This is a genomic window from Mycobacterium sp. SMC-19, from assembly GCF_045310815.1.
Classification (GTDB): domain Bacteria; phylum Actinomycetota; class Actinomycetes; order Mycobacteriales; family Mycobacteriaceae; genus Mycobacterium.
This window is the reverse complement of sequence record NZ_JBJIAM010000012.1, coordinates 14,032-34,908: the sequence shown is the minus strand read 5'-3', so window position 1 is coordinate 34,908 and position 20,877 is coordinate 14,032. Positions and strand designations below refer to the sequence as shown.

The following is a 20,877-nucleotide window of genomic DNA, read 5'->3' as shown; positions in this document are numbered from 1 at the left end:
TCCGAATACTCGCCTCAGCCGCATCGATCGGCCTGACCGTTGCCATGACGGCAGGCTGCGGCCAGCACAACCCGCTCGGGCCACCCGTCCCCAAAGGAGCGACCATGATCAACGGACCAGCCTCCGCCGACCCACCACCTCCACCGGGCTGGAAACAGAACCCCGTCATCCCCACCAGCCAGCAGCAGGCCCAAGACACCATCGTGGGCTACCTAAAGAAAACCCTGGCGGCGCTGCCGGCTGGAACGACAGTGGACGCAAGCCGCTACGGCGGCGGCACCACAACAGTCGGGTGCAACGACAACGACAACAGCCCCACCGCCCCACAGGAATTCAGCACATGGGGTGATCTCAATCTGCCGCCCGGCACCGACATCGCCGGCGCCATCGCCCAGGTAGGCGCCATCTGGAAGAGCTGGGGCTGGTACGTCATCGAACGCGACGGCTTCCGCAAACCCAACCGCTTCGCATACGGCCCCGACGACTACCGTCTCCAGATCGAAGCGGCCTACCCCGAGGGCTACCCACCCACGCTCAGCGGTGCGTCACCGTGCTTCCCCGGGGATGTGCCCAAAGAACGCAGCCCGTTCCCGAAAATCCTGCGGAGCGAGTGATGTGGATGGCCGCAGACACCGACGGCTACAGCTGGGTGATCATCGGATCCGCGAATCACCGAGCCAGCCTCCCTCGACGTCGGCTGCAACGGCACCGACACAGCGGATGACTCGCGATGAAACTCGTACTCAGTCTGGCCATTCCGCTAGTCACCGCTCTGGCGTTCGGCGCGTCAAGCGATCCCGCTGAGGCGAAGCCTGACGCGCCACAAGACCCGGCGCTCATCGCCCGCTTCACGAACGTGATCTGGCCGACAATTTTGAATTACCGGCACTACGGGCAGGGCGATCCTCAGTCACCGCCGGGGCCTGGCTCCGACATGGCTAAATTCAACTCGGTGGTTGACGTCGCCAACCAGACGGGCGCTGTGAAGATCGAAGCCCAAGGCATTGGCGAACTTCTCAACACCCGCGGCGTTTCGACGGGCGAAACCGATCACATAGCCCTTGCGGTTGCCACGATCTCGTCACTTGCCGCGGGGGACGCCCGCGTGATCGCTTGCTATACATACGACTTCACCGCCCGCAGCGAGTGGCCACACACAAACGACCACCCTGTTCCGGGGGCGTCAGAAGTCACATTCACCCTTCACAAAGACGATGATTGGTTGGTGCGCAAGATTTCCAACGATCACGCGGTGCCGGGCTGCGGGACCGCAGACTGAGCGGCAGTAACTGATTCAAACTGTCCTCTCACCGTCGCCTGGATCGTCGAGCACCAGGACGAGATCGCCGCGGAGTTCGAGGCCTACGAGCCGCGCCCCGAAGACAAACAGGATCCCGCGCAGGATGCGACCGCAGTCCGCGCCGCGCTCACCGCCGCCCGCGCCGGCCGGTACAGCTGGGCTTTCATCGGGTCGGCGCAGCTGATGTCAGCCCCCTCCACGACACTGAGCCCATGAGCGCAATCATCGACGGCACCTCCGTCGCCCGCCAGATCCTCGCCGACACCGCCGAGCGCGCGGCCCGGTTCACGCAGGAGCACGGCCGCAAACCGTGCCTGGCCACAGTCCTCGTCGGCGACGACCCCGCCTCGCACACCTACGTCCGGATGAAGCGGAACCGGTGCGCCGCCAACGGCATCGACTCCGAACAGCACCGATTGGCCGCCGATGCGACCACCACGGACGTTGTCGCACTGGTCGCGGCGCTGGCCGCCGATGACGCCGTGGACGGCATTCTGGTGCAGCACCCGATGCCGCCGGCGGTCGACGAACGCGCAGTTTTTGAGGCGATCACCGCGGCCAAGGATGTCGACGGTGTCACTCTGGCATCGTTCGCCGCGATGTCGCTGGGCACCAAGGGTTTTCAGTCCTGCACCCCCGGCGGGATCATGCGACTTCTGGATGCCTACGAGGTGGACCCGGCCGGCCAGCACGCGGCGGTGATCGGCCGCAGCCCGATCCTGGGTAAGCCGGCCGGGATGCTGCTGCTGGCCCGCGACGCAACGGTCACCATGTGCCATTCCAAGACAAGGGATCTGGCGGCGATCGTCGCTTCGGCCGACATCGTCGTCGCCGCTGTCGGTCGGCCCGAACTGATCCGCGGCGACTGGATCAAACCCGGCGCCGTTGTCATCGACGCCGGCTACAACCCCGGCAATATCGGCGACGTTGAGTACGAGGCCGCGGCGCGGCGGGCCAGCTTGATCACGCCGGTGCCGGGCGGCGTCGGCCCCATCGCGGTGCTGCTGGCGCAGACCGTCACCGCCGCGGAGGCGTCGGCCGGTACAGCTGGACACTGATCAGGTCAGCGCCGGGGATCCGCGGCGAGGCGGCGCGGGCGGTGTTCGGGTGAGCTGCAGCTACGGCTGAGAGGGCGCGGGTTCTGCGGCGGGCGCTGGTTCCGGAGCTGCACCGGGTGCTGGTGCTGGCTCGGCGCCAGGCGGAAAGTACGTACAAGCCATGTCGGCAAGCGGCCCTGCGCCGACGAGCGCGTAATCGTAATGAAGGACGCAGTCATCCCGTCCACCGTCAGAATAGGTGCAAGTCACGTGGGACTCCGTAAAAAATCCTCCGGTGCGCCCACAGCGCGCATTCGTCTTGGCTACGCACGCCTTCCACGCATCAGCGGTGTTCACGTTCGCTAACGCAGTGCAAGTCTCGCCAGCGTGCGCGAGAGGCGTTGGAGCCGCGAGGAACAGGGCGGCAGGCGCTACTGCCAGCAAAGTCTTGATCCACACGGTCAGCATCCCTAGCTCGGCTCACCGACAGGTGGTTCTGCGCCTGCTGCGGGCGGCGGTGCCGAGTCGGCACCGGGCGGGATGTACGTGCAGCTCATGGACGCCGTTTCTGTGTTAGGCGAAAACGGCACAAGGTGTTCCTCACATTCATCCCGGCCGCCGTCGGGGTACGTGCAAGTGGCGTGGATTACCGAAAAGAAAGCAAAGCGGCCCTCGCAGCGCAAGCGCATCTTGTCCCGGCACTCTTTATAAGCACCAGCGGTATTCACATTCGCTAATGCGGTGCACTCACCACCCGCATGTGCGAGAGGCACTGGCGCAGCAAGGAATAACGCAGCGGGCGCTACGGCAAGTAGAGCCTTGATCCACATCATCTGTCCCCTCAACTCGGCTCACCGGCCGGCGCGGGCTCTTGTGGCGGCGGTGCCTGATCAGCGTTAGGTGCGGGCGGCGGTGTGGAGTCGGAGCCAGGCGGGAAATACGTGCAGGTGTGGTCGATAACCCCTAGTCCGCTGAACGAGTACGGGTTCGTGTGTGTGACGCATTCATCCCGACCGCCGTCGGAGTAGGTGCAGGTGTTGGAGTGTATGCCAATAAAACCCCCGGTGTACTTGCAGTACACGTGCATCTTGAAGATGCACTCGTCATACGCGTCGTAGTCAGGAGCCAATGCGGTGCACGTCTCGCCAGCTTGGGCCATCGGCACTGGCACTGCAACGAATAACGCGGCAAGCGCTACCGTCAGCAAAGTCTTGATCCACACGGCGTTTCTCACTGCGCACCGCCGAGGGTTTCAGGGCAGAGCTCGTGCTGCGCGGCGTCGATCATGTAGTCGGGGATCGAGGCGTTCGTCAATGGGTTGAAACCTGCGCGGGGGTCGCCGCTGTATCTGATGTTCGCGCAGATGTCGTTTCCGCCCCGGATAGCGAGTGCTGGTGACGCGATGCCAATTACAGGCGCGCCGTAGGTCATGCCATGAGCAGCGAGGCTGTCAAGGTATGACTGCTCATCCGCGGAGGCCACCCCCGCAGTTCCGAGCAGCATGCCCAGCGCCGCGATACCGATTCCTGCCGTCCGCGCGACCCGCCTCATCACGATCTTCACTTCAGTCCCCCGAGGGTGTCGGGGCAGAGCTCGTGTTGCGCCGCAACGGCGATGCCGTGTCCGTCAGCGCCACGCGGGGATCCGGAGACAGTTTCGAGGCTGGACCGATCCCGTAGAGATGAGCACATGATGTGCCCGAGCCCGATGAGGGTGGAATCGCTCATGATGTCCGTCCAGATCCCCTGGTCATGGACGGCAGCGACGAATGACTGATCATCCGCCTGCGCCACCCCCGCTGCTCCGAGCAGCAGCCCCATCACGGCCACGCCAGCGCTGAGCGCCTTCGCAATTCGTCCCATCGCCATCTTTACTGCGCACCGCCCAGGGTGTCGGGGCACAGCCCGTGTTGCGCAGCGTTTATCCAACCCCAACCCCAACTACTTGCGATAGCCTCGGCTGGTATTCCCGACCGGATCATGGCGCACATTTGGTAACCGTGTTCGATTCTTTTCGCATCGGTCTGAGTCAGCTCGGCGTAGCTTCGAGGCGGTAGTTGATCGAGAAACGATTGCTCATCAGCCTGCGCCACCCCCGCAGTTCCGAGCAGTAGCCCCGCCGCCCCCACACCGATACCGACTGCCCGCGTAATGCGCCCCATTGCGCTTCCTTCCGCCGCCCTACTGACGTCCTGAATCGTCCAGTATCACCGGACGGCAGTGGTTTCGCGCGGCGGATTGGCGGTATTCCCGCGACAGCGGTCCACCGACGTGCGCAGGAACCGGCCCCGTCGCGGCCCCGGGATCGGAGCTGGGTCGGCACCGCGGTAAGGGTACTGACCGCACCCACCAGCAGCTACAGGAACGCCCATTCAACTGCAGGCTCCGATGCCGCCACTTCGCCGCCGACGACAATGGTCAAACCTTGAGAGCTCACCTCGTATCGGGTGCCATCGGCTGGGTTAGTCGCGGTGAAGCCGTCTGATTTCGAGATGACCGAATCGACGCGGATCGCCGCCAAGTCACTCAGTCGCATTCCCTTGTAATAGAGGCCTCCGCCCTGTGCGTAACAAACCACCACGAGTGACGCTGCGGTTCGCAGGAGCATCGCCGAATGGTCTGGGACTTCGCAACGAGCAGCTGGGTATCCGAGGAATCCTTGAGTGTCCGCACCGGAGACGGGGATCGGCGGGGTGGACCCCGGAACCGACGCGTTCGGCGGCGGCGGAGGATCCGGCCACATCGGGGGCTGCACTGCTTTGGGCGACGGAGACGCTTGCCGAAATGCAGGGGCCGGCGTGTCCCAGAGGCAGTCAAACGAGCGGAAGAAATGGGTGTCCAGATCGCCGTCAGCGAACTGCCGCCCGAAAGCAGATGGTTGTACGTCTACGTCAGCTTTGAACGGCCCGCGACCGAGAATCGCGCGTTGGCCAGCCAAATCGAGGATCAGGGTGAGTACTCGTCCATCGACAGAAGACGAGACCGACACGCCATCGGGATTCGACTTGTCAAAGTCTGAGACATCGGCCTTCCAGTCCTGACCAACGCTCGGCAGGGGAGACATCACAATGATCGACCGGGCATCATTCGCTGGGGTGATGTGGAACCAAAGGTCAATCTCGCCGGGCGCTTCTGTAGGCCCAAATCGGCCTTGAACAAGCCTCGGCGGGCGCGGCACCTCGCCAGCGAAAGTGATTTCCAGCTGTAGGCGCTGACCGCCCGCATGGGACAGCGTTACCTGCTGCACCTGAGTGGCTAGAGGTCCCATCGGGGAGGTGCGATCCTTCTCCGGCTGACATCCCATCGTATGGGGAAGCGCTGACCACCGCATCGAAACTGGATCGTCCTTCGCGCATCCTCCTGCGGCAACGGCACCGCCAATTGTCAGAACCGCAACCGCTGATCGCACTGCGCGTGCCGCCCGACCGATGACCGTCATGCAAATGATTAGAGCAAATGCACTCTCGACCGGGTGCCGCAGTGACTCCGTCTCACCGACTCGCGCCCTGCACCAGATCCGGCGCCGAGACCGCGCACCATCGCGGGCATGGACCCCGTCACCGCCGCGCAGCTCCGCCGTTTCGTCGTCGAACGGTTGGCCCCGGCCGGCGCGACCGATGCGCAGCTTGACCGGGCTCTGGATGCGGTGCTGGAGAAGGCGCCGTTGAGTACATGGTCATTCGACGGGCACTGGTACACGACGGATGCGGTCAGGGTAGTCGGAGCTGCAGCGGATCGCGGCCGGTGCGGTGGACGACTCGTAATCCGTTACTACGCATAAACGGTTTTTATTCTCTGTTTTAGAGACATCCCTGCTAGAGCGTTTTTCTTAGCAAACGACACGCGGACAAACGCGCCGAAGCGGAAATTAATTTCTAAACCCCGATCCATATATTGACCTGCAGCTTCGCCTGAACCTGTTCTCTAAAATAGAGAAAGCCGCAGGTCAAAGCATTGCGGGGTTGCACAATTGCGTGTTCACTGATCCGCATGGAAACGCAAACGCACACCGACGCAGCGGAATACATCCGCACCTCAGTGCGCCTGTCCCCACCTATTCATCGGAATCTGCGAATCGCCGCTTTGAATTCCGGAACCAGCGTCAGCGCCCTGATCGGCCAGGCCCTGGAGCAGGCCCTGGCCGTCAGCGATCCGGCCACCGTGGCCGCTGCCTCCGACAGCACCTACACCGGCAGCTGGGTCAGCGTCGCGCTCCCGGCGCAGCTCCACCGCCGGCTCCGCCTGGCCGCGATCGACGCTGGCGTTCCGGCCACCGCCATCGCCGCCGGCGCCGTCGCGGCGCTTACGCAGAACCTCTGACCCGTAGAAAAGCTCGCCCAACCCGAAAGGAAATGACCATGAGCACCAACACGATCACTCCCGAGTCCGCCGCCGTCGCGCTGCGGAAGCACACGGACTTCGCCGCCACCTGCGACCGACTCGCACAGGGCGGCGCCGACATCGATGTCACGGTGGTGAGCGACGTCCTGCGCCTGGACATCACGCTGCTGACCATTGATGGCGAGCCGTTCACCGGCCACGCCGCGGTCGCGTTCTCCGACCACGCCGACGCAGCCGCCGTTGCAGCCACTGCCTATGAGCGCATCACCGAAGTCGCCTCCGTGGTGCTAGGCGAACAGGTCGCCTGAGCCGAACTCCAAGCTGAAAGGACCCCTGAAATGGCCAAGCAAACCATCGCCAGCCTCGTCAACGAGAGCATCGGCACCCTCCGCGGTCTCGACCGTGCGGGCCTGCGTGTCTGGGCAATCGACCGCGGTCTAGACAGCGCCTCGGGCTTCTCCCGCTTCAAGAAGGCCCTGGCCGACAACGGAATCGACTACGCGGCTCTGGGCCAACCCACGATCACCCCGACTGCCGAGTTGACCCTCTACTCCGACGCAAAGGTTTCCGCAGACCGGTTCGGGATCGTGTTCGGCGACGACGATCCCGCCTGGTACGGCAAGTTTTTCGGCGAGGTGGGCGAGCAGAGCCGCGGCGAGATGGAGGCGGCGAAGAAGGCGGTTTGGTACGCATCGAAAGTAGCCGAGCGGACAGGACACACTCTCCGTCTGAACCTATTCGTCGACGCGCAGTGGCTCTGGCACGCGAACGGCGACACCGGAGGGGGTAAGGCCGCCGCGCTGCGCGACTACGCCCGCCGCCTCGGTGTGGTGCTCCACGTCGAATGGATTCCGGGATCGGAGAACCCGGCCGACGAATACACCGTGTGCAGCGGATACGTGAAGTGGACCGAGACCATCTATGCTGCTGCCGAGCACCTCAGCGAGGTAGCTGGCACCGCCGCCTGACCCCCGGGGCGGCCCCGGAACACCACCGTCGCCGGGGCCGCCCACCGCCCTTGACCTGCGGAAACAACCGAACCGAACCCGGCCCGCCACAATCGGGTCGGGGGCTGTTGCTGTTGGGTCAGCAGCTGATCACTCCTCCGGCGGGGGCCGCCCCAGGTGACCCGGGTCGTGTAGTCCCCCGCTTCAACGCAACTGCTCAGCGCCTCCCAGTACGCGTCGTCTTTCAGCAACCGCAGCTCCACCACCACGTCGTCCGGCCCGTCGACTAGCAAGCCCCACTTCATCGTCCTCACCGTGAACCCCGCCGCCCTCGCCGCGTCGGCCGCGGTGGCGACGTCGGGCAGCTGAAGCGACAGCCGTGTGCGCGTCGGCGGCTTGCTCCCAGCCGGGTACAGCTCCAGGACCGCGCCGTCGGACAGCGTCGCTGAGTAGTGCACCGGCCCGGAGGAGCCGTGTTGCTCCTGCACCAGGGGCAGGCCCAGCACCGCGCCGTAGAAGTGGTGGGCGCGTTCCAAGTCAGAGACGTACAGCACCAGAAGCCCGAGCTTCACCGTCCCAGCTTCCCACCGCCGGCCGACACGCGCCTGACCATGGCGATGTCGGCACGGAGCCTTAGCGTCCGGGCATGACCGCCTGTCTTACTCGCATGCACCTGTTCGCCGACGCCGACGATGCCGACTCACTGGTCGTAGCCCTGTCCGCCGTCGCCGGCACACCGTTACCGGAATGGCAGCCTTACACCCGCAAGGACGGCGTCGACGCGCGGTCCGCCACCGTATTGGTGGGCGCCGCGTCCATCGTCGTGACGGTTGGCGCTCCGGCGCTGCCAGCGTTGCTGATGCTCAGCGTCCCGGACGTAGCGGCGGCGGTAGAGCGGTTGAATGGCGCCGGCTTCAGCGCCCGCGTTGACCGCCACGGCGAAGCTGCTATCACCGTTCCCGGCGAAGGCATCGTCATCCGGCTCGCGCCCGGCGGTAGTGCGAAATGAAACTCCGTCACATCTGCGAGGTGTGTGGCACGGAACAGGTCCTCACCCCCGAGGGGGCGTATGAGGCCGGCTGGGATTACCCGCCCCGTATGGGCGCGTTCGGCGTCGTCAGCCCAAGGACTTGCCCGAAATGCCCTATCGTCGAGACAGTTTGGTGGGCAGTGGCGATGGTCGGCAAAACGCTTGATCAGCTGACTGGCAAGCAGCGGGCTGCCGTCGCCCGAATCCTCGCCGAGCCAGCGTCGATCGCGGCGCCCTGCGAAAACTGACCGGCTAACCCGCCTTCTGCTGCTCGTCGTCCCCGCGGCACACCGTGCCGCCGCGCACGATCCCGTCTTCCAGCGGCTCAACTACACCCTGCTTGATCGCCGCGGCTTCTCTCTGCGCCCCACCGGCCTTGCCGCCCATGCCCATCGGGCTGTACGGGGCGCCCATCCCGCCCGCAGCCGGCGCTGCCGCGGTGCCGGCAGCCGTGGCGGGCGCGGTGGTCGGCATTCCGGCGCTGAGGGAGACGCCGGGTGCGGGTCTGCCGGTGACGTTGGTGGCCGTTTGCATGCCAGTCACGCTGTAGCCAGGGTTCGTGGGCCGCGGTGCAGCTGCGCTGCTCACCGGCGAAGCGCCGGCACCCGTCGCGCCGACCGCGGCGGACAGGCCGGTCGGGGCGGAATCGCTGTCTCGGCGTTTGTCGGCGGCTTTCGGTGTCGGTGTGCTGGTGGGGGCTCCGCCCGCCGCCGCGGCTTGCGGGTGCGGCTGTTGGGGCTGGGGCTGGGGCTGGGGCTGGGCTTGCGCCCCCTGACCCTGCGGGACCTGCGGCATCGTCGGCATCGTCGCCTTCGACAGGTCGGTGCGGGGAGAGGGAGATGTTCCGGCTCCGGGCGCGGCGGGAGTGCGTGGACCGGCAGGGGTTCCGGGTGTCGTGCGGGCCGGTGGCTTGAGAGCGCCGAAGGAGTTGGGGGTGCGGGCGGAGATGCTGGGTCCGTCGACGAACGATCGACTGCCCAGGGTCTGCTGCTCGACCTTCGCCGCCAAAGCAATCATGCCGGTGTTGTAAGCCTCGTCTGCGCTGATCCGTTGCGCCCGCATGACCGAGGCGTTCTGCTGCGCAGCCTCCGCAGCCGCGTGGGTGGCGACCTGCTGCGCGGGGGTGCCGCGCTCGTACGCGGCGCTCATCGCGCGTCGGGTCTCGGCTACTCGCGCGTCAGCCTCATCAATCTCGGCGTCTTTCGGTGCTACCGATTCCCAATGATCAGCGAGCGCGACTGCTTCGTCCGCTGCGGCGGCACTGGCGTAAACCTGATTGGCAGCTCGCCGCACTTCATCGGCGCCCTGGTGAAGAGCGTCGATACCGCGGGTCAATCCAAGGCCTTCACCTTCTCCGGCAAGGCTGTTCGCACCGGACCGGACGTCAGCCTCAATGCTCTCCAGCCGGCTACCCAACCCCCGCACGCGAACCGTGTTGCGGAGTGCAGTGAAATCTGGATCAGGGAATTCGCTCATACACCCATTGTTCCAGCTCAACGCCCTGAATTGGGGTCTCCGGCGCGAATTTCAGCGAGCGGTGATCGCCTCAGCGTGGAGCCGATCGAGCGCCGGTGCCAGCAGCGCGGCGGTCGACGCTGGATGGTAGTCGTCAGTCGACGACATGATCCCGATAAGCCACGCCGCTCCATCTGCAACAAGGAACACCGCTGCGCCCGAGTCCCCGCCCTGGGCGCTGCTGCCGAAATGCACACCACCCGGGTCGCGGGAATTGAGCAGCGGACCGCAGGCGACCCCGCTCACCGCGCCGAAAAAGCAGACCGGCGCACCCTTCGGGAGGGCTTCTACTTCGGCGACGGACAGCACGCCGGCCACAGGCCAAGTGCCAGCGATGATCGCCGCGACGGATCCCGCTGGCGTCCAAATAACAGCCGAGTCATTGGCGTATCCCGTGGCGGGGTCACGCAGACCGCGGCTGAATTCAGCTTCGACCGCCGCTCCCAGTGCACGTACCGGAAGCCCGTCCGACCCGGTGAGTTTCTGCTCGCCAACGGCATTGGTCGCGCAATGGCCAGCGGTCAGGAATCCCTGACGTCCGCCGTCGGCGACAGCGGGGCCAATGGTGCAACTCCTGGCGCGACCGTCCAACGTTTCGTGCGCAATCGCTGCGCCAGGAATGGGCACGGGACTGTAGTGCGTGCCAACGAGAGTGTCACGTGGCAGGGCTACTCCCTGACCGGTGACGTCCACCCACTCCCGCTCCGCCCCTGCTAATTTCGCATCTTCCAGAGCCGCTGACTTCAGCTGGGTGCCTGGCCGTGCCGTCCCTGCAACCGTCGTGCTGCAGCCCGAAAGAGCCGCCACCACCGCCGCGAGCGCGGCGGCAGCTGTTGCGGCTGCGCGACGGATCATCTGCCCATCATCCCACGTCAGAGCGTCACGTGCCTGCAATGTTTTTCGCGCGAGAATCCTGGATCGACTCCATTCCGCCGTTCCAGCCGCGCATGTCGAACGTCGTCTCCCACAATTGGCTGTGTGTGGTGTCGGTGGTGTCGGCCGTCGTTGTCACCGAACCGCCGAGCGCGGCCAGGAACGACGCCGTCGCGTCGGCAACCGAGCCGGTCGCGCCAGCCGCACCAGCCGCTGCTTCGTCGGCGACTTGCCGCGCCACAGCAGCGGTCTCGGGCAGCGGGCTGTGAGCGGCGTCGAGGCCATCCAGCGCCGCGGTGAAGCGGTGGTAATCCTTGATCTGGATCTGATCGGTCACGATGCGTGCCCCCACTCCTTGGCCACGGCCCGCAGGTTCGCGACCGCGGCGGTCATTCCGTGGAAGTCGCCCGGTTCCACAGCGGTGATGCATTCCAGCGCCCCCAACAGCGCCTGCTGCGCCTGCTCCTCCAGTGCCGCTGCTGCCGACTCCATCGCCGCTGCCTGCGCGTCCTCGGCGGCTGCGGCAGCGGCCACTGCCGCCAATCGTTCTGCGCGCTCATCCATGGCCAAACCTCCTATACGTTCTGAACTTCTTGTGCGCCCGCTTCATCGATCCCCTGCTGCCCATCGACGATCAGCTCCAACTCCGCCAGCACCGACGCCACCGCTGCGGCAGCCGCGTCGATATGCGTTCCGGCTCCGTCAATCGCCAGCCCCAGCGCCGTCAGCGACGGCGCATAGACCGGCGCTGATCCCCCTTCTCCCGTGGCAGCCGCGGCCGCAGCCGCGCTCACTTTGCTCCCGGCGTCGCGCCGAGCCGCGATCTGCCCATGCAACTGCGTCAACTGCGACAGCTGGTTCCGGAACCCGTCCCAGCTATGCACTTCGATGTCACCCATCAGTTCCCTTTCTCCATTTCCAGCGACTCCATCTCGGCTTGGGCGTCGACCGTGATGGCATTGATCAGCGTCACGAACCCCGGCCCTGGGGTGTAGGTGCGGTTGACCGCGTCGTACACCTCTCCTCGCTCCACCAGCACTCGCCCCGTCGTCGCCCTCGGCATCTCCGTCACGGGCGTCTTTTGCGCCCGCAGCATTCGCTCGACGTCGCTCATCGCCGCCGCCAACTTTTGGGCGACCGCCTCTTTCTGCGCCAGCGGCGACGGCTGCCGCTCGGGCAGCGCCAGCTTCACCGTCACGCCCTCCGCTAGCCCGGCTTGCGCCAGTGCCGCGCCGACGGCGTGGAGGAAGAGCTGCGTCTCGCGGGTCGCGTTCTGGATCGGCGGAATCCTCGGTGTCATCACTTCACCGCCTTCGGGTCGAGGTTCTGCGGAGCCGCGGACGGCACAGTCTCGCGCAGACCGGTGTCCGTGGCAGCTGCGCTGGCCGGCCCTGCACCGCCCTGCGCCGGCACGCCCGGAGTGCCGGAGGAATTGACACCCGCAGGACTGGCATCGGCCGGCACTCCGGTCGATGCGGTGCCGCCCGGAACCGGGTAAGCCACGTTGGCGGGCGCCTGTCCGGAGACAGGGCCGGTCGCAGCTCCGCCTTGCGCAGGGTCCAGCAGGTGGAAATAGCCTGCGCGTGAACCCATGTCCTTGGGCAACTCGCTGGCGCCGACCACCTTGTAGTCATCAATGCTGTAGAACTGGCCGTCGCCGAGCATCAAGAACCGCTTGTCGCCGGCCACCAGCACATCGCCTGGTTTCGCATCGGACGGAGCCACTTGCTGGCCCGGGTCCTGGCCCGGTGTCGGCGGCACCAGCCCCGCCTGCGCCGCGGCGTCGGCCAAGCTGATCGGGTGATTGGCGTCGCCTCCGGCGAGCAGCTGTGCCAACTTCGCTGTCTTTGCATCCGGGAAAGTCGTCTTGTGCCCCTTGACGTCAACTTCGGTCGGGGTCTTCAGTTCTGCCACAGCGGGTTTCGCTCCGGTCTTCCCGAGACCCGCAGCGGGACCGGTGGCAGCTGCGGCTCCAGGAACCACAGCGGCCTTCTGCTGCACGGGGTCACCACCGGACAGTTTTGCCTTCTTCTCATCCCCGTCGACGAGCTTGCGACCGCGATCCGCGTCGTCGGCGAGCCGCTTGCCCTGCTGACCCAGCGGCGTTCCGCCGCCACCACCGAGCGGGCTTCCACCCCCGTGCCCCATTGGCGTGCCGCCACCCATGGGAGACCCACCGCCCATGTGAGGCATCTGCGGCATGGCCATCTGCTGCTTGCCCAGCTGGCCCAAAAGCTTGTCGATGTCGCTTTTCTCCGGCGTCTTGGCGGCCGGCGGAGTCGGAGCGGGTCCGGCCGGAACAGCTGGCATCGCCGGCTTCGGCGCCGGCGCCGCTGGCTTGCGGCTGCCGACCAGAGCGGCCCCTCCGGGAGCCAGCGGCGCCACCGGAGAGTGGGCGAACAGCTGCGCCAACTTCTCGTTGGCTGTTTTGGATTGCGTGACCAGCTGTTTCATGGCGGTGTCCATCGCGTGCGCCGGTGCGGTGTCGGTGACGCTGCCCGACGCGAGCTGGCGGCGGATGTTGCCGTTCGTCTGCGTGACGGCTGTGTAGCCGTGCTCCGCCGCGTCAGACGCTGCGGCAAGCTGCGCCATGATCGCGTCGGTCTGGGTGGGAAGCTTGGCCATGGCGGCGAAGTGGGGGGCGAGCTGCGATCGGGCCTTGAGCATGTAGGGCTCTCCGGACGACTGCAGCTGGCGATCGATCTGCGCGAAAACGTCAGCGACGCCGCGCAGCCACTGATCCGTGGCGGTCTTCACCTGAGCCGTGTCCAACCGCAGGGCCTGCGGGGGCTGCTGGCCCCACACCGTCCCCTGCGGCCCGTCAGTGAAGCCGAAAATCTTGCGTTGCAGCTCAGTGAGCCCCTTATCCGCGTCAGCGATTTTTCCCTGCTCAGCTACCGCAGCCGGCAGCATGTGGGTCCGCTCGCCATCCGGCGGGTCCCACTCGCCGCAGCTGCTACCACCCCCGCCGTGGGTGGCGTCCCAGGCCACCCCAGCGAGCCCACCAACCCACCCGATCGGACCCGGGATGGTGCCCACCAGGTTCAGAGCACCTCCGACCACGTTCCCACGCTCGAAGTCCCTGATGGCGGCACCGGCGGCGGCGATGCTGCCCACCACCGGCAGAGCACGCATACCGAACCTGCCGGCCGCACTGCCCAGCACCGCCGGAGCTTTCGCAGCGGCTGCGTCGGCCAGTTTGCCGGTCGTCTTCCACTGGCTCGCGTACAAACCGGGCACTTTTTTCACCCACTCCGGCGCTGTATACGGCGGAGGTGGAGGCAACTTCGGCTTCGTGGCGCCCCTCACCCCGCCCTTCGCGCCACCGCCTGCGCCCGCGTCGGCGTCGACGTCCGGCCCGCTCATCGGTCCGCTCCGACCACGTCCGCGAACTCGGCGACGTACCGCCGAACCGTCCAGTAGCTGACCCCATACCGCGCCGCGACGTCACTGATCCGCTCACCGTCACGGACCCGTTTAGCCACTTCACGGCGGGTTTCGGGATCCGGAATCGCGTGAGGGAAGAACCTGCCTGGAATGCCTCTGACCTTGCTCATGGCGACGGTGTAGCACGCGGCGCGCACTTTCAACGGGTGGGGCGCGGTTTCGAAACACCCCTCCGCCCAGTTCCGTCTACTGTGACTGAAGTCACAGTAGACAAATCTGCGCCGGTTTGCCGTGCATCCCCAACCGGCAACAGCACCGGCATCGCCGCCGGCACCGCTGCCCGATCCCCCGGCCGGCCACAACGGCGGCACCCGGCACCCCGTCCGGCAACCGGAAGCCGTGGTGCCGGATCGGCACCGCGCCGCGCGGGTCAGCGGCAGTGACAGGGGTTGAACTGCAACGCATTCCGGCGCACGATCGGTGCATGACTACGACAACTGCTCAGTACATGGGAATTCGCGACCGCATCGAGACGGCGGCCGCTTTGGCGCAGGCCGCGCAGCGGGGGGTCGAGGTGCTGGACGCCGACGCCGCCGATTCGCTGACCGACGAGGTGAAAACGGCTGCCGCCGACAGCATCTGGTCCGGCCTCTGCGCCGGGATCCAGTCGCTGGACCGCCTCGACCACTGACCCACCCCCACCGCGCAGCCCCGGCCGCCCCACCCGGCCGGGGCTGTTTCAGCTGCAGGTGTCGGATGGGAGCGGGAGGATGAGCAGCATGAGCGAGTTTCACTGCGATTGCCCGGAACCCGAGACCTTGCCGGGCGACCGCTTCCCTTTCATCACCGTCGACGGGCTGCACGCGCTGACCGACACCGAACACTGGCCCGGCGAGCGGCCGGTGATGATCCGTATCGGTAACGGCAAGCCTCGACTGGCTTATGTGGCGAGCCAGATCGAGACAGCCCAGCTGCACGGCCGCGAACAGCGGGTGCTGCTGCTGGCCGACACCGACCCCGCGCTGGTCTCCGGCGACCTCCCCTACGAACCGCCGCGGACTGTCGGCGAGCTCATCGCCGCACTGCAGGAACTGCCCCCTGATCGCCCCGTAGCCACGCCAGCACCACACGGGGGCAATGGGCACATCCAGATCAGCACTGCGACGCTCCAAGCCCGTCAGGGGCAGCCGAGGGGTGAAGGGATCTTTGCGCGGGCGGGGGCGCTGTCGGCCGGCGACGTGCCGGTAGGGGACGAATTCGAAGCCGTCGTTCTCAGTTGGGACGACGATCAGGCACCCCGGCGGGAGGAGCAGTGATGCGCGACAACGAAAACGACAAACACCGCATCGTCGACGCCGTCGAGATTGCCGGGAAATTCACATGGTTCCGATGCTTGGAACCAGGCGACGAATCAGGGGAAAGCGAGTACACGGCGGAGATCCCTGCCGGCACCGTCGCCACCGTTGGAGAACTGGTCGAAAGGCTGCAGCACATACCGCCCGAAACTCGGCTGCTCGGTTCAGGCTACGAAGGCGGTCTGACCACCCTCGGAATAAGCCTCATCGAGGCGCAGGAGCTGGACCGTCACGACGACATGGAATGGCTGGGGAACTACGAGACGGTGGCCGAGGCGCAGCGCCAGGCTGCGCTGAGCCCTGACGCCTTCGAGTTGGCGATCGCCAGCGTGCAGCCGCCGACGCTGGTCGGAGAACCGTTCTACTCGGTGGTTTTGTACCGGCCGGGCCGGTGATGGGCGATTATTCGGTGCCTAACGCCGGTATCCCCAGCTCCCCATGATTCACCAGCGGCAGGTATCGAACCCCGGCCGCCTCCAAGGCCTCTCGCCCACCCGCGTCACGGTCGACGACCGGGATCGCTGCGGTAACGACCGCGCCGGTCGCGCGCACGGCCTCCAGAGCTTTCAAAGTTGAGCCGCCAGTGGACACGACGTCGTCGACCAGCAGAACTGGCGAATCCGGCCCCAACTCAGCGCCTTCGATCACCCGGCTGTGGCCGCGCCCCTTCGGCTCCTTGCGCACGCTGAACCATTCCGCTCCGCTGGCCAGCGATACGCCGACCGCGACGGCGTCGGCGCCCATCGTCAGCCCACCGACGTGCGTGAAGGAGATCCCCTCCGCGGCGGCCAGTTCCACGATCGCCGCTGAAACCTCGCGTAGCACGGTCGGCCGGCACAACGCCGCCTTCACATCGACGTAGTAGCGGCTGGTCGCTCCGGACGCCAGCGAGAACGGTTCGGAGCGGTGGGAGACGGCATATGCGCGGAGCGAGTCGATCACGGTGGTGGGTACGGGCATAGGCCGACCGTACCGGCGAACCCTGACGGCACCCATCAGCTGCTCAGCAGCTTCGCCGCAACGGCCAATCCGGTGGCGTTCACATGCACGTAGGTGCGCATGGCCAGCACCCCGCCGTCGGCGTGACCGAGCCACGCCGCGATCACCGCCGGCGACGCTCCGCGCCGCTCAAGCACCGACGCCGCGGTGTGCCGTGATGCGTGCAGCCGCCGACGCGGTATCCCGGCGAAGTCGAGAGACCTTGTCCACCAGTAGTTCAGGGTGCGCGGCGAGAGCGCGCGGCCGAGATCGTGGGACATCAGATAGCCGTCGCTTTCCCCCTCCCACAGCCGCCCCGCTGCCAGCCGCATCTCCAACTGCACTTTGCGCACCCGACGCACGATCGGGATCACATGCAGCGGGATCGGCAACTCACGCGATGACGCCGCTGTTTTTGCATCTTCCTGCGCGATCACCCCGGCTGCCGTGGACACCCGTGTTTCTCGCACGGAGAGCGTCGGCTTGTCGGCGTCGAGATCGATTGCGGACCACCGCAGTCCGGCGATCTCTGCTCGGCGCAATCCCAGCAGCGCCAGGTGCAGGAACAGCTCACGCCGCTGAGCGTGATGATCATCGCTGCCGGTGTGTGCGGCGATGAGCTTCTCTACCTCGGAATCCGACAACGAATCGTCGGTCTTCATCGCCGGTGCCCCTGACGGTTTCCGGAGCGGCTCAACCAGAGCCACCACGTTACGGGCGAGCACACCTTCGGCGTGCAGATCAGCCCACACTTTTCGCCACCGAGCCAGCATGGGATTGATGCTGGTGCGCGCCCAGACACCACGGTCTCCGGAGCCGGTGCGCAACTCGGTCACCAGCTCCTCCACATCGTGCTTCGTGATCTTCTGAACCTTCACGTCGCCATACCGGTCGACGACGGGCTGCAGCGCCGCGGTGTACGCCTCGGAGGTGGTTTGTTTCACCCGCGCCGACTTCGACTTCAACCACGTCTCGATCGCCTGCTTCACGGTGAGGTCTGACGGCGCCGTGTGTGTCCCCTCGGCGAGTTCGCTCGTGATCTTCGAATGCCACGCTGTCGCTTCAGCGGGAGTCTTGAATCGGCGCTTGTGGTGGAACCGCGAACCGTCAGAACGCGAACCGTGAATACGCACCTCGTATCTGACGCCGTCTCCGGTGTCGACACGAGTCACATGTTTGGGCAGTCGAGCCATGCGAGAACCTCACCTTGAATCGTTCGGTGAGACCAGCCGCAAGCTGCGACACGCGGACCCAGGTTGGGTCAATTCCCCGGATTGTGGGTCATCCTGGGTCATTTTGGAGCCTTGGAGCGGTTTTCGAGCCTCGGATTCTGACTCGGAAACCATCCCTGAGCTGCGGTGGCGGAGGGATTTGAACCCCCGGACGGTGTTAGCCGTCTCTCGCTTTCAAGGCGAGTGCATTAGGCCGCTCTGCCACGCCACCGCGGGAAATCGTACCTTGGCCGGGTCAGTGCTCCCGAGCAGACGCAAACTCGCACGCGCACGGCGCCTTTAATGCGAGTCTGCGTCTGCTCGTGGCCGGGTCAGCCGGGTTGGCCGCTACCGCCGGTGGTGCCGGGCTGGCCGGGCGGGGTGCCGGTACCGGCCACGCCGCCGGCGCCACCGGAACCGGCCGCACCGCCTGCGCCGTGCGTCCCGCTGCTACCGCTGGCGCTGGTGCCGCCCGCGCCGCCGGCCGCGCCATTGCCGCCGATCCCCCCGTCGCCGCCGTTGCCGCCGGGCAAGGCGTTGCCGCTCGCGTCCGTGCCGCCGTTGCCGCCGCGGCTGCCCGCACCGCCGGTGCCACCGGCGCCGCCAGTACCCCCATTGCCACCGTTTCCGGAGGCGGCGGTACCACCGCTGCCGCCAACGCCGCCGTTGCCGGCGGCGCCACCGTCGTGGCCGTTACCGCCGGGTTCGTGCGCGGGATTGGTTGCCGGCGCGCCCGTGAATCCGGTTCCACCGACGCCGCCGTTGCCGCCATTGCCGGCGTTCACGCTGCCTTGGGCATTGCCACCGATCCCGCCGGCCCCACCGTTGCCGCCGACGCCGATGGTGCCGGTGCCGCCCATACCGCCGTCCCCGCCGTTGCCGGCTTGGCTGGGCCCAGCACCGTAGGGGTTGTTGGCGGGCATGGAGACACCGCCGCTGGTGCCGCCGGTGCCGCCAGAACCGCCGTCGCCCGCGGTGCCACCTATTCCACTGCCACCGAGAAGGACTGCGCCCGCGCCTCCGGTTCCTCCGGTGCCGCCGTTGCCACCCGAGGCGGTGCCGCTGCCACCGTTGCCACCTACCCCGCCCGCACCGGCATTGCCGCCGCCGTACGCGGTGCCCCCGGTGCCGCCGCTGCCGCCATTGCCACCAACGCTGATGACGCCCGGCCCGGAGGCGCCGTTGCCGCCGTTGCCGCCGTTGCCGGCAACGGCGCCGGCAGCGCCGTTGCCGGCGAAACTCCCTCCGCCGGGCGAGCCGTTGCCGCCGTTGCCGCCGTGGCTCCAGATGGTGCCGGTTCCGTCATTCCACCCGGTGCTGTTGCCGCCGTTGCCGCCGTCGCCGCCGGCGCCGCCGGTGGCACCGGATCCGCCAGCGGAGAAAATGTCACCGTCACCACCGTTGCCGCCGGCATAGGTACCTGTGCCGCCGTCCCCGCCGCTTCCGCTGGCCCCGCCGACCCCGGTTTGGGTGCTTCCGCCCGAGCCGCCGCCGCCACCGTCACCGCCGATGGTCTTTACGGTGTTGTCGCCGGTAGCCCCATTGCCTCCGGCGCCGCCGTTACCGCCCGCACCACCGACACCGCCTTGGGACGGAGCGCCCGAGCCGCCCCAACCGCCGCTGCCGCCGGTGCCCGCGGCGGCATCTCCGCCGTTGCCGGCGTTTCCGCCGGCGCCGCCGGTGTTGTTGCCGGCGGACTGGCCGCCGTTGCCGCCCCAGCCGCCGGCGCCACCGTTGAGGCCGTTGCCGCCGTGACCGCCAACACCGCCAGCGCCGCCGATGTTGCCGTTGCCGGCGTATCCGCCGTCGCTGCCGGAACCACCGTTGCCCAGGTAGTGGCCGTTGACGTCTTGGTAGGCGTCGCCGCCGTTACCGCCGTCGCTGCCGTCGCCGCCGTTTCCGAGCTGCCCGGCGTGCCCAAACATGGGGCTGGTGTAGATGGAGGATCCGCGTGCACCGGCCGCACCACCGGCGCCGCCGCCCCAGGACCAGGCCCCGTTTCCGCCGTCAACGTGTTCGGCGGTGCCCGTGGCGCCGTCGCCCCCTTTGCCGCCGGCTCCGGCGTTGCCACCATTGCCACCATTGCCGAACATGAAGCCGCTGCGCCCGCCAGTGCCGCCATTGCCGCCGTAACCACCGGCTACGCCGTTGCCGTCGCCGCCGCCTGCGAAAGTGCCTGCGGCGCCGGCCAGCCCGGCTGCCCCATTGCCACCAACCCCGCCGTTGCCGAAGAGCCACCCCGAGGCGTCGCCGCCGGCACCGCCGTTGCCACCGGCGACAGCAGCATCCAGGGCGATCCCGCCGTTGCCGCCGGCACCGCCGTTACCCATCCAGAGGCCACCAGCCCCGCCGTCACCACCGTTGGCTCCCGCGCCACCATCACCGCCGACACCGCCGTCGCCAAGCCAGCCGGCCGCATTGCCGCCAGCGCCACCGGCCACACCGGCTTCGGTGCTGTCCCAGCCGTCGCCGCCGTCACCGAACCACAAGCCACCATGGCCGCCATCGGGATTGGCCTCGGTGCCATCGGCACCGTCACCGATCAGGAACTGCCCGGCCGAGGTGTTGATCCAGCCGTTGACCATTTCCCCGAAGTCACTGTTGATCCAGGCCTCCATCGAGGTGTGGATCGGGTCGTAGAACCACTGATCCAACATGCTGGTCCAGTCGAAGGTTCCCGCGTCGGCCGGTTCGGCAGCCAGCCACGCCGAGGAATCGAAAAGGTCAGCGATCCAGTCGAATTCATCGGCTTGAGCTGCCGGGGCTGAGCTCAGCGGCGCCATTCCAAAGGCCAGGAACGCGCCAACGGTACTGGCGGCACCGACCGCCCGGGAGTGGCGGCGTGCATTGGTGTGATGACTCATGTGCAGGGATACCTCTCTCAAAGAATGGGGGGGTGAAGGG

26 protein-coding genes and 1 tRNA gene are annotated in these 20,877 nt (G+C 67.1%); 11 read left to right on the top strand and 16 right to left on the bottom strand.

The window, feature by feature from the left end; translation table 11 throughout:
* The first annotated feature begins 104 nt into the window (after positions 1 to 104).
* From ACJH5R_RS20570 to ACJH5R_RS20560, 3 genes are all read left to right on the top strand, one after another.
* Complete coding sequence (locus ACJH5R_RS20570) at positions 105 to 614, top strand: hypothetical protein (RefSeq protein WP_406782743.1); 510 nt, start codon at positions 105 to 107, stop codon at positions 612 to 614.
* Positions 615 to 730: 116 nt separating this feature from the next.
* Positions 731 to 1,279, top strand: coding sequence for a hypothetical protein (locus tag ACJH5R_RS20565; RefSeq protein WP_406782742.1), 549 nt, complete (start codon positions 731 to 733; stop codon positions 1,277 to 1,279).
* 233 nt (positions 1,280 to 1,512) lie between these two features.
* Positions 1,513 to 2,358, top strand: coding sequence for a bifunctional 5,10-methylenetetrahydrofolate dehydrogenase/5,10-methenyltetrahydrofolate cyclohydrolase (locus ACJH5R_RS20560; RefSeq protein WP_406782741.1), 846 nt, complete (start codon positions 1,513 to 1,515; stop codon positions 2,356 to 2,358).
* 1,209 nt (positions 2,359 to 3,567) lie between these two features.
* Here ACJH5R_RS20560 and ACJH5R_RS20555 read toward each other — a convergent pair.
* The 3 genes from ACJH5R_RS20555 to ACJH5R_RS20545 all read right to left on the bottom strand — a co-directional run bounded on the left by ACJH5R_RS20555 (position 3,568) and on the right by ACJH5R_RS20545 (position 5,604).
* Positions 3,568 to 3,900, bottom strand: a complete 333-nt coding sequence (locus ACJH5R_RS20555) for a hypothetical protein (RefSeq protein ID WP_406782740.1) — start codon at positions 3,898 to 3,900, stop codon at positions 3,568 to 3,570.
* Complete coding sequence (locus ACJH5R_RS20550; RefSeq protein WP_406782739.1) at positions 3,897 to 4,199, bottom strand: DUF732 domain-containing protein; 303 nt, start codon at positions 4,197 to 4,199, stop codon at positions 3,897 to 3,899. Before ACJH5R_RS20550 ends, ACJH5R_RS20555 begins: the two co-directional genes overlap by 4 nt.
* A gap of 493 nt (positions 4,200 to 4,692) precedes the next feature.
* Entirely contained in the window at positions 4,693 to 5,604 is a 912-nt protein-coding gene (locus ACJH5R_RS20545) for a hypothetical protein (RefSeq protein ID WP_406782738.1), read from the bottom strand.
* Positions 5,605 to 5,883: 279 nt separating this feature from the next.
* Here ACJH5R_RS20545 and ACJH5R_RS20540 point away from each other — a divergent pair, with 279 nt between their 5' ends.
* The 4 genes from ACJH5R_RS20540 to ACJH5R_RS20525 all read left to right on the top strand — a co-directional run bounded on the left by ACJH5R_RS20540 (position 5,884) and on the right by ACJH5R_RS20525 (position 7,645).
* Entirely contained in the window at positions 5,884 to 6,117 is a 234-nt protein-coding gene (locus tag ACJH5R_RS20540) for a hypothetical protein (RefSeq protein ID WP_406782737.1), read from the top strand.
* A gap of 209 nt (positions 6,118 to 6,326) precedes the next feature.
* Positions 6,327 to 6,656, top strand: coding sequence for a hypothetical protein (locus ACJH5R_RS20535; RefSeq protein ID WP_406782736.1), 330 nt, complete (start codon positions 6,327 to 6,329; stop codon positions 6,654 to 6,656).
* A 38-nt stretch (positions 6,657 to 6,694) separates the two neighbouring features.
* The gene (locus ACJH5R_RS20530; RefSeq protein ID WP_406782735.1) at positions 6,695 to 6,985 is read left to right on the top strand and encodes a hypothetical protein; all 291 of its coding nucleotides are present in this window, start codon (positions 6,695 to 6,697) and stop codon (positions 6,983 to 6,985) included.
* A gap of 30 nt (positions 6,986 to 7,015) precedes the next feature.
* Entirely contained in the window at positions 7,016 to 7,645 is a 630-nt protein-coding gene (locus tag ACJH5R_RS20525; RefSeq protein ID WP_406782734.1) for a hypothetical protein, read from the top strand.
* Here ACJH5R_RS20525 and ACJH5R_RS20520 read toward each other — a convergent pair.
* Positions 7,597 to 8,196 (bottom strand): VOC family protein, encoded by a 600-nt coding sequence (locus ACJH5R_RS20520; RefSeq protein WP_406782733.1) that lies wholly within the window; start codon positions 8,194 to 8,196, stop codon positions 7,597 to 7,599. The two genes, ACJH5R_RS20525 and ACJH5R_RS20520, sit on opposite strands and share 49 nt — an antisense overlap.
* Before the next feature lie 74 nt (positions 8,197 to 8,270).
* On the opposite strand from ACJH5R_RS20520, the gene ACJH5R_RS20515 reads away from it, so the two are divergent.
* Positions 8,271 to 8,633: a hypothetical protein gene (locus ACJH5R_RS20515; protein WP_406782732.1), complete on the top strand. Its 363-nt coding sequence runs from the start codon at positions 8,271 to 8,273 to the stop codon at positions 8,631 to 8,633.
* A gap of 273 nt (positions 8,634 to 8,906) precedes the next feature.
* Here the strand turns inward: ACJH5R_RS20515 and ACJH5R_RS20510 are convergent, their stop codons facing one another.
* From ACJH5R_RS20510 to ACJH5R_RS20475, 8 genes are all read right to left on the bottom strand, one after another.
* Positions 8,907 to 9,803 carry a hypothetical protein gene (locus tag ACJH5R_RS20510; RefSeq protein WP_406782731.1) on the bottom strand — a complete coding sequence of 299 codons (897 nt, stop codon included), beginning with the start codon at positions 9,801 to 9,803 and terminating at the stop codon, positions 8,907 to 8,909.
* A gap of 378 nt (positions 9,804 to 10,181) precedes the next feature.
* Positions 10,182 to 11,024, bottom strand: a complete 843-nt coding sequence (locus ACJH5R_RS20505; RefSeq protein ID WP_406782730.1) for a hypothetical protein — start codon at positions 11,022 to 11,024, stop codon at positions 10,182 to 10,184.
* 25 nt (positions 11,025 to 11,049) lie between these two features.
* Complete coding sequence (locus ACJH5R_RS20500; RefSeq protein WP_406782729.1) at positions 11,050 to 11,379, bottom strand: hypothetical protein; 330 nt, start codon at positions 11,377 to 11,379, stop codon at positions 11,050 to 11,052.
* Positions 11,376 to 11,606 carry a hypothetical protein gene (locus tag ACJH5R_RS20495; RefSeq protein ID WP_406782728.1) on the bottom strand — a complete coding sequence of 77 codons (231 nt, stop codon included), beginning with the start codon at positions 11,604 to 11,606 and terminating at the stop codon, positions 11,376 to 11,378. Before ACJH5R_RS20495 ends, ACJH5R_RS20500 begins: the two co-directional genes overlap by 4 nt.
* Positions 11,607 to 11,617: 11 nt before the next feature.
* Positions 11,618 to 11,941 (bottom strand): hypothetical protein, encoded by a 324-nt coding sequence (locus tag ACJH5R_RS20490; protein ID WP_406782727.1) that lies wholly within the window; start codon positions 11,939 to 11,941, stop codon positions 11,618 to 11,620.
* Complete coding sequence (locus tag ACJH5R_RS20485) at positions 11,941 to 12,342, bottom strand: hypothetical protein (protein ID WP_406782726.1); 402 nt, start codon at positions 12,340 to 12,342, stop codon at positions 11,941 to 11,943. The genes ACJH5R_RS20490 and ACJH5R_RS20485 overlap by 1 nt, the downstream gene beginning before the upstream one ends.
* Positions 12,342 to 14,408, bottom strand: coding sequence for a hypothetical protein (locus tag ACJH5R_RS20480; RefSeq protein ID WP_406782725.1), 2,067 nt, complete (start codon positions 14,406 to 14,408; stop codon positions 12,342 to 12,344). The genes ACJH5R_RS20485 and ACJH5R_RS20480 overlap by 1 nt, the downstream gene beginning before the upstream one ends.
* Positions 14,405 to 14,599 carry a helix-turn-helix domain-containing protein gene (locus ACJH5R_RS20475; protein ID WP_406782724.1) on the bottom strand — a complete coding sequence of 65 codons (195 nt, stop codon included), beginning with the start codon at positions 14,597 to 14,599 and terminating at the stop codon, positions 14,405 to 14,407. Before ACJH5R_RS20475 ends, ACJH5R_RS20480 begins: the two co-directional genes overlap by 4 nt.
* A gap of 314 nt (positions 14,600 to 14,913) precedes the next feature.
* Here ACJH5R_RS20475 and ACJH5R_RS20470 point away from each other — a divergent pair, with 314 nt between their 5' ends.
* From ACJH5R_RS20470 to ACJH5R_RS20460, 3 genes are all read left to right on the top strand, one after another.
* Complete coding sequence (locus ACJH5R_RS20470; protein ID WP_406782723.1) at positions 14,914 to 15,120, top strand: hypothetical protein; 207 nt, start codon at positions 14,914 to 14,916, stop codon at positions 15,118 to 15,120.
* Positions 15,121 to 15,208: 88 nt separating this feature from the next.
* The gene (locus tag ACJH5R_RS20465; RefSeq protein ID WP_406782722.1) at positions 15,209 to 15,745 is read left to right on the top strand and encodes a hypothetical protein; all 537 of its coding nucleotides are present in this window, start codon (positions 15,209 to 15,211) and stop codon (positions 15,743 to 15,745) included.
* Entirely contained in the window at positions 15,742 to 16,179 is a 438-nt protein-coding gene (locus ACJH5R_RS20460; protein ID WP_406782721.1) for a hypothetical protein, read from the top strand. Before ACJH5R_RS20465 ends, ACJH5R_RS20460 begins: the two co-directional genes overlap by 4 nt.
* Before the next feature lie 7 nt (positions 16,180 to 16,186).
* Here ACJH5R_RS20460 and ACJH5R_RS20455 read toward each other — a convergent pair whose 3' ends face one another.
* From ACJH5R_RS20455 to ACJH5R_RS20440, 4 genes are all read right to left on the bottom strand, one after another.
* Positions 16,187 to 16,744, bottom strand: a complete 558-nt coding sequence (locus tag ACJH5R_RS20455; RefSeq protein ID WP_406782720.1) for an orotate phosphoribosyltransferase — start codon at positions 16,742 to 16,744, stop codon at positions 16,187 to 16,189.
* Between the two features lie 35 nt (positions 16,745 to 16,779).
* Positions 16,780 to 17,955, bottom strand: coding sequence for a tyrosine-type recombinase/integrase (locus ACJH5R_RS20450; RefSeq protein ID WP_406782719.1), 1,176 nt, complete (start codon positions 17,953 to 17,955; stop codon positions 16,780 to 16,782).
* A gap of 163 nt (positions 17,956 to 18,118) precedes the next feature.
* A tRNA-Ser gene (locus tag ACJH5R_RS20445) sits at positions 18,119 to 18,205 on the bottom strand.
* A gap of 100 nt (positions 18,206 to 18,305) precedes the next feature.
* Positions 18,306 to 20,837, bottom strand: coding sequence for a PGRS repeat-containing protein (locus ACJH5R_RS20440; protein ID WP_406782718.1), 2,532 nt, complete (start codon positions 20,835 to 20,837; stop codon positions 18,306 to 18,308).
* Between the last annotated feature and the right edge of the window lie 40 nt (positions 20,838 to 20,877).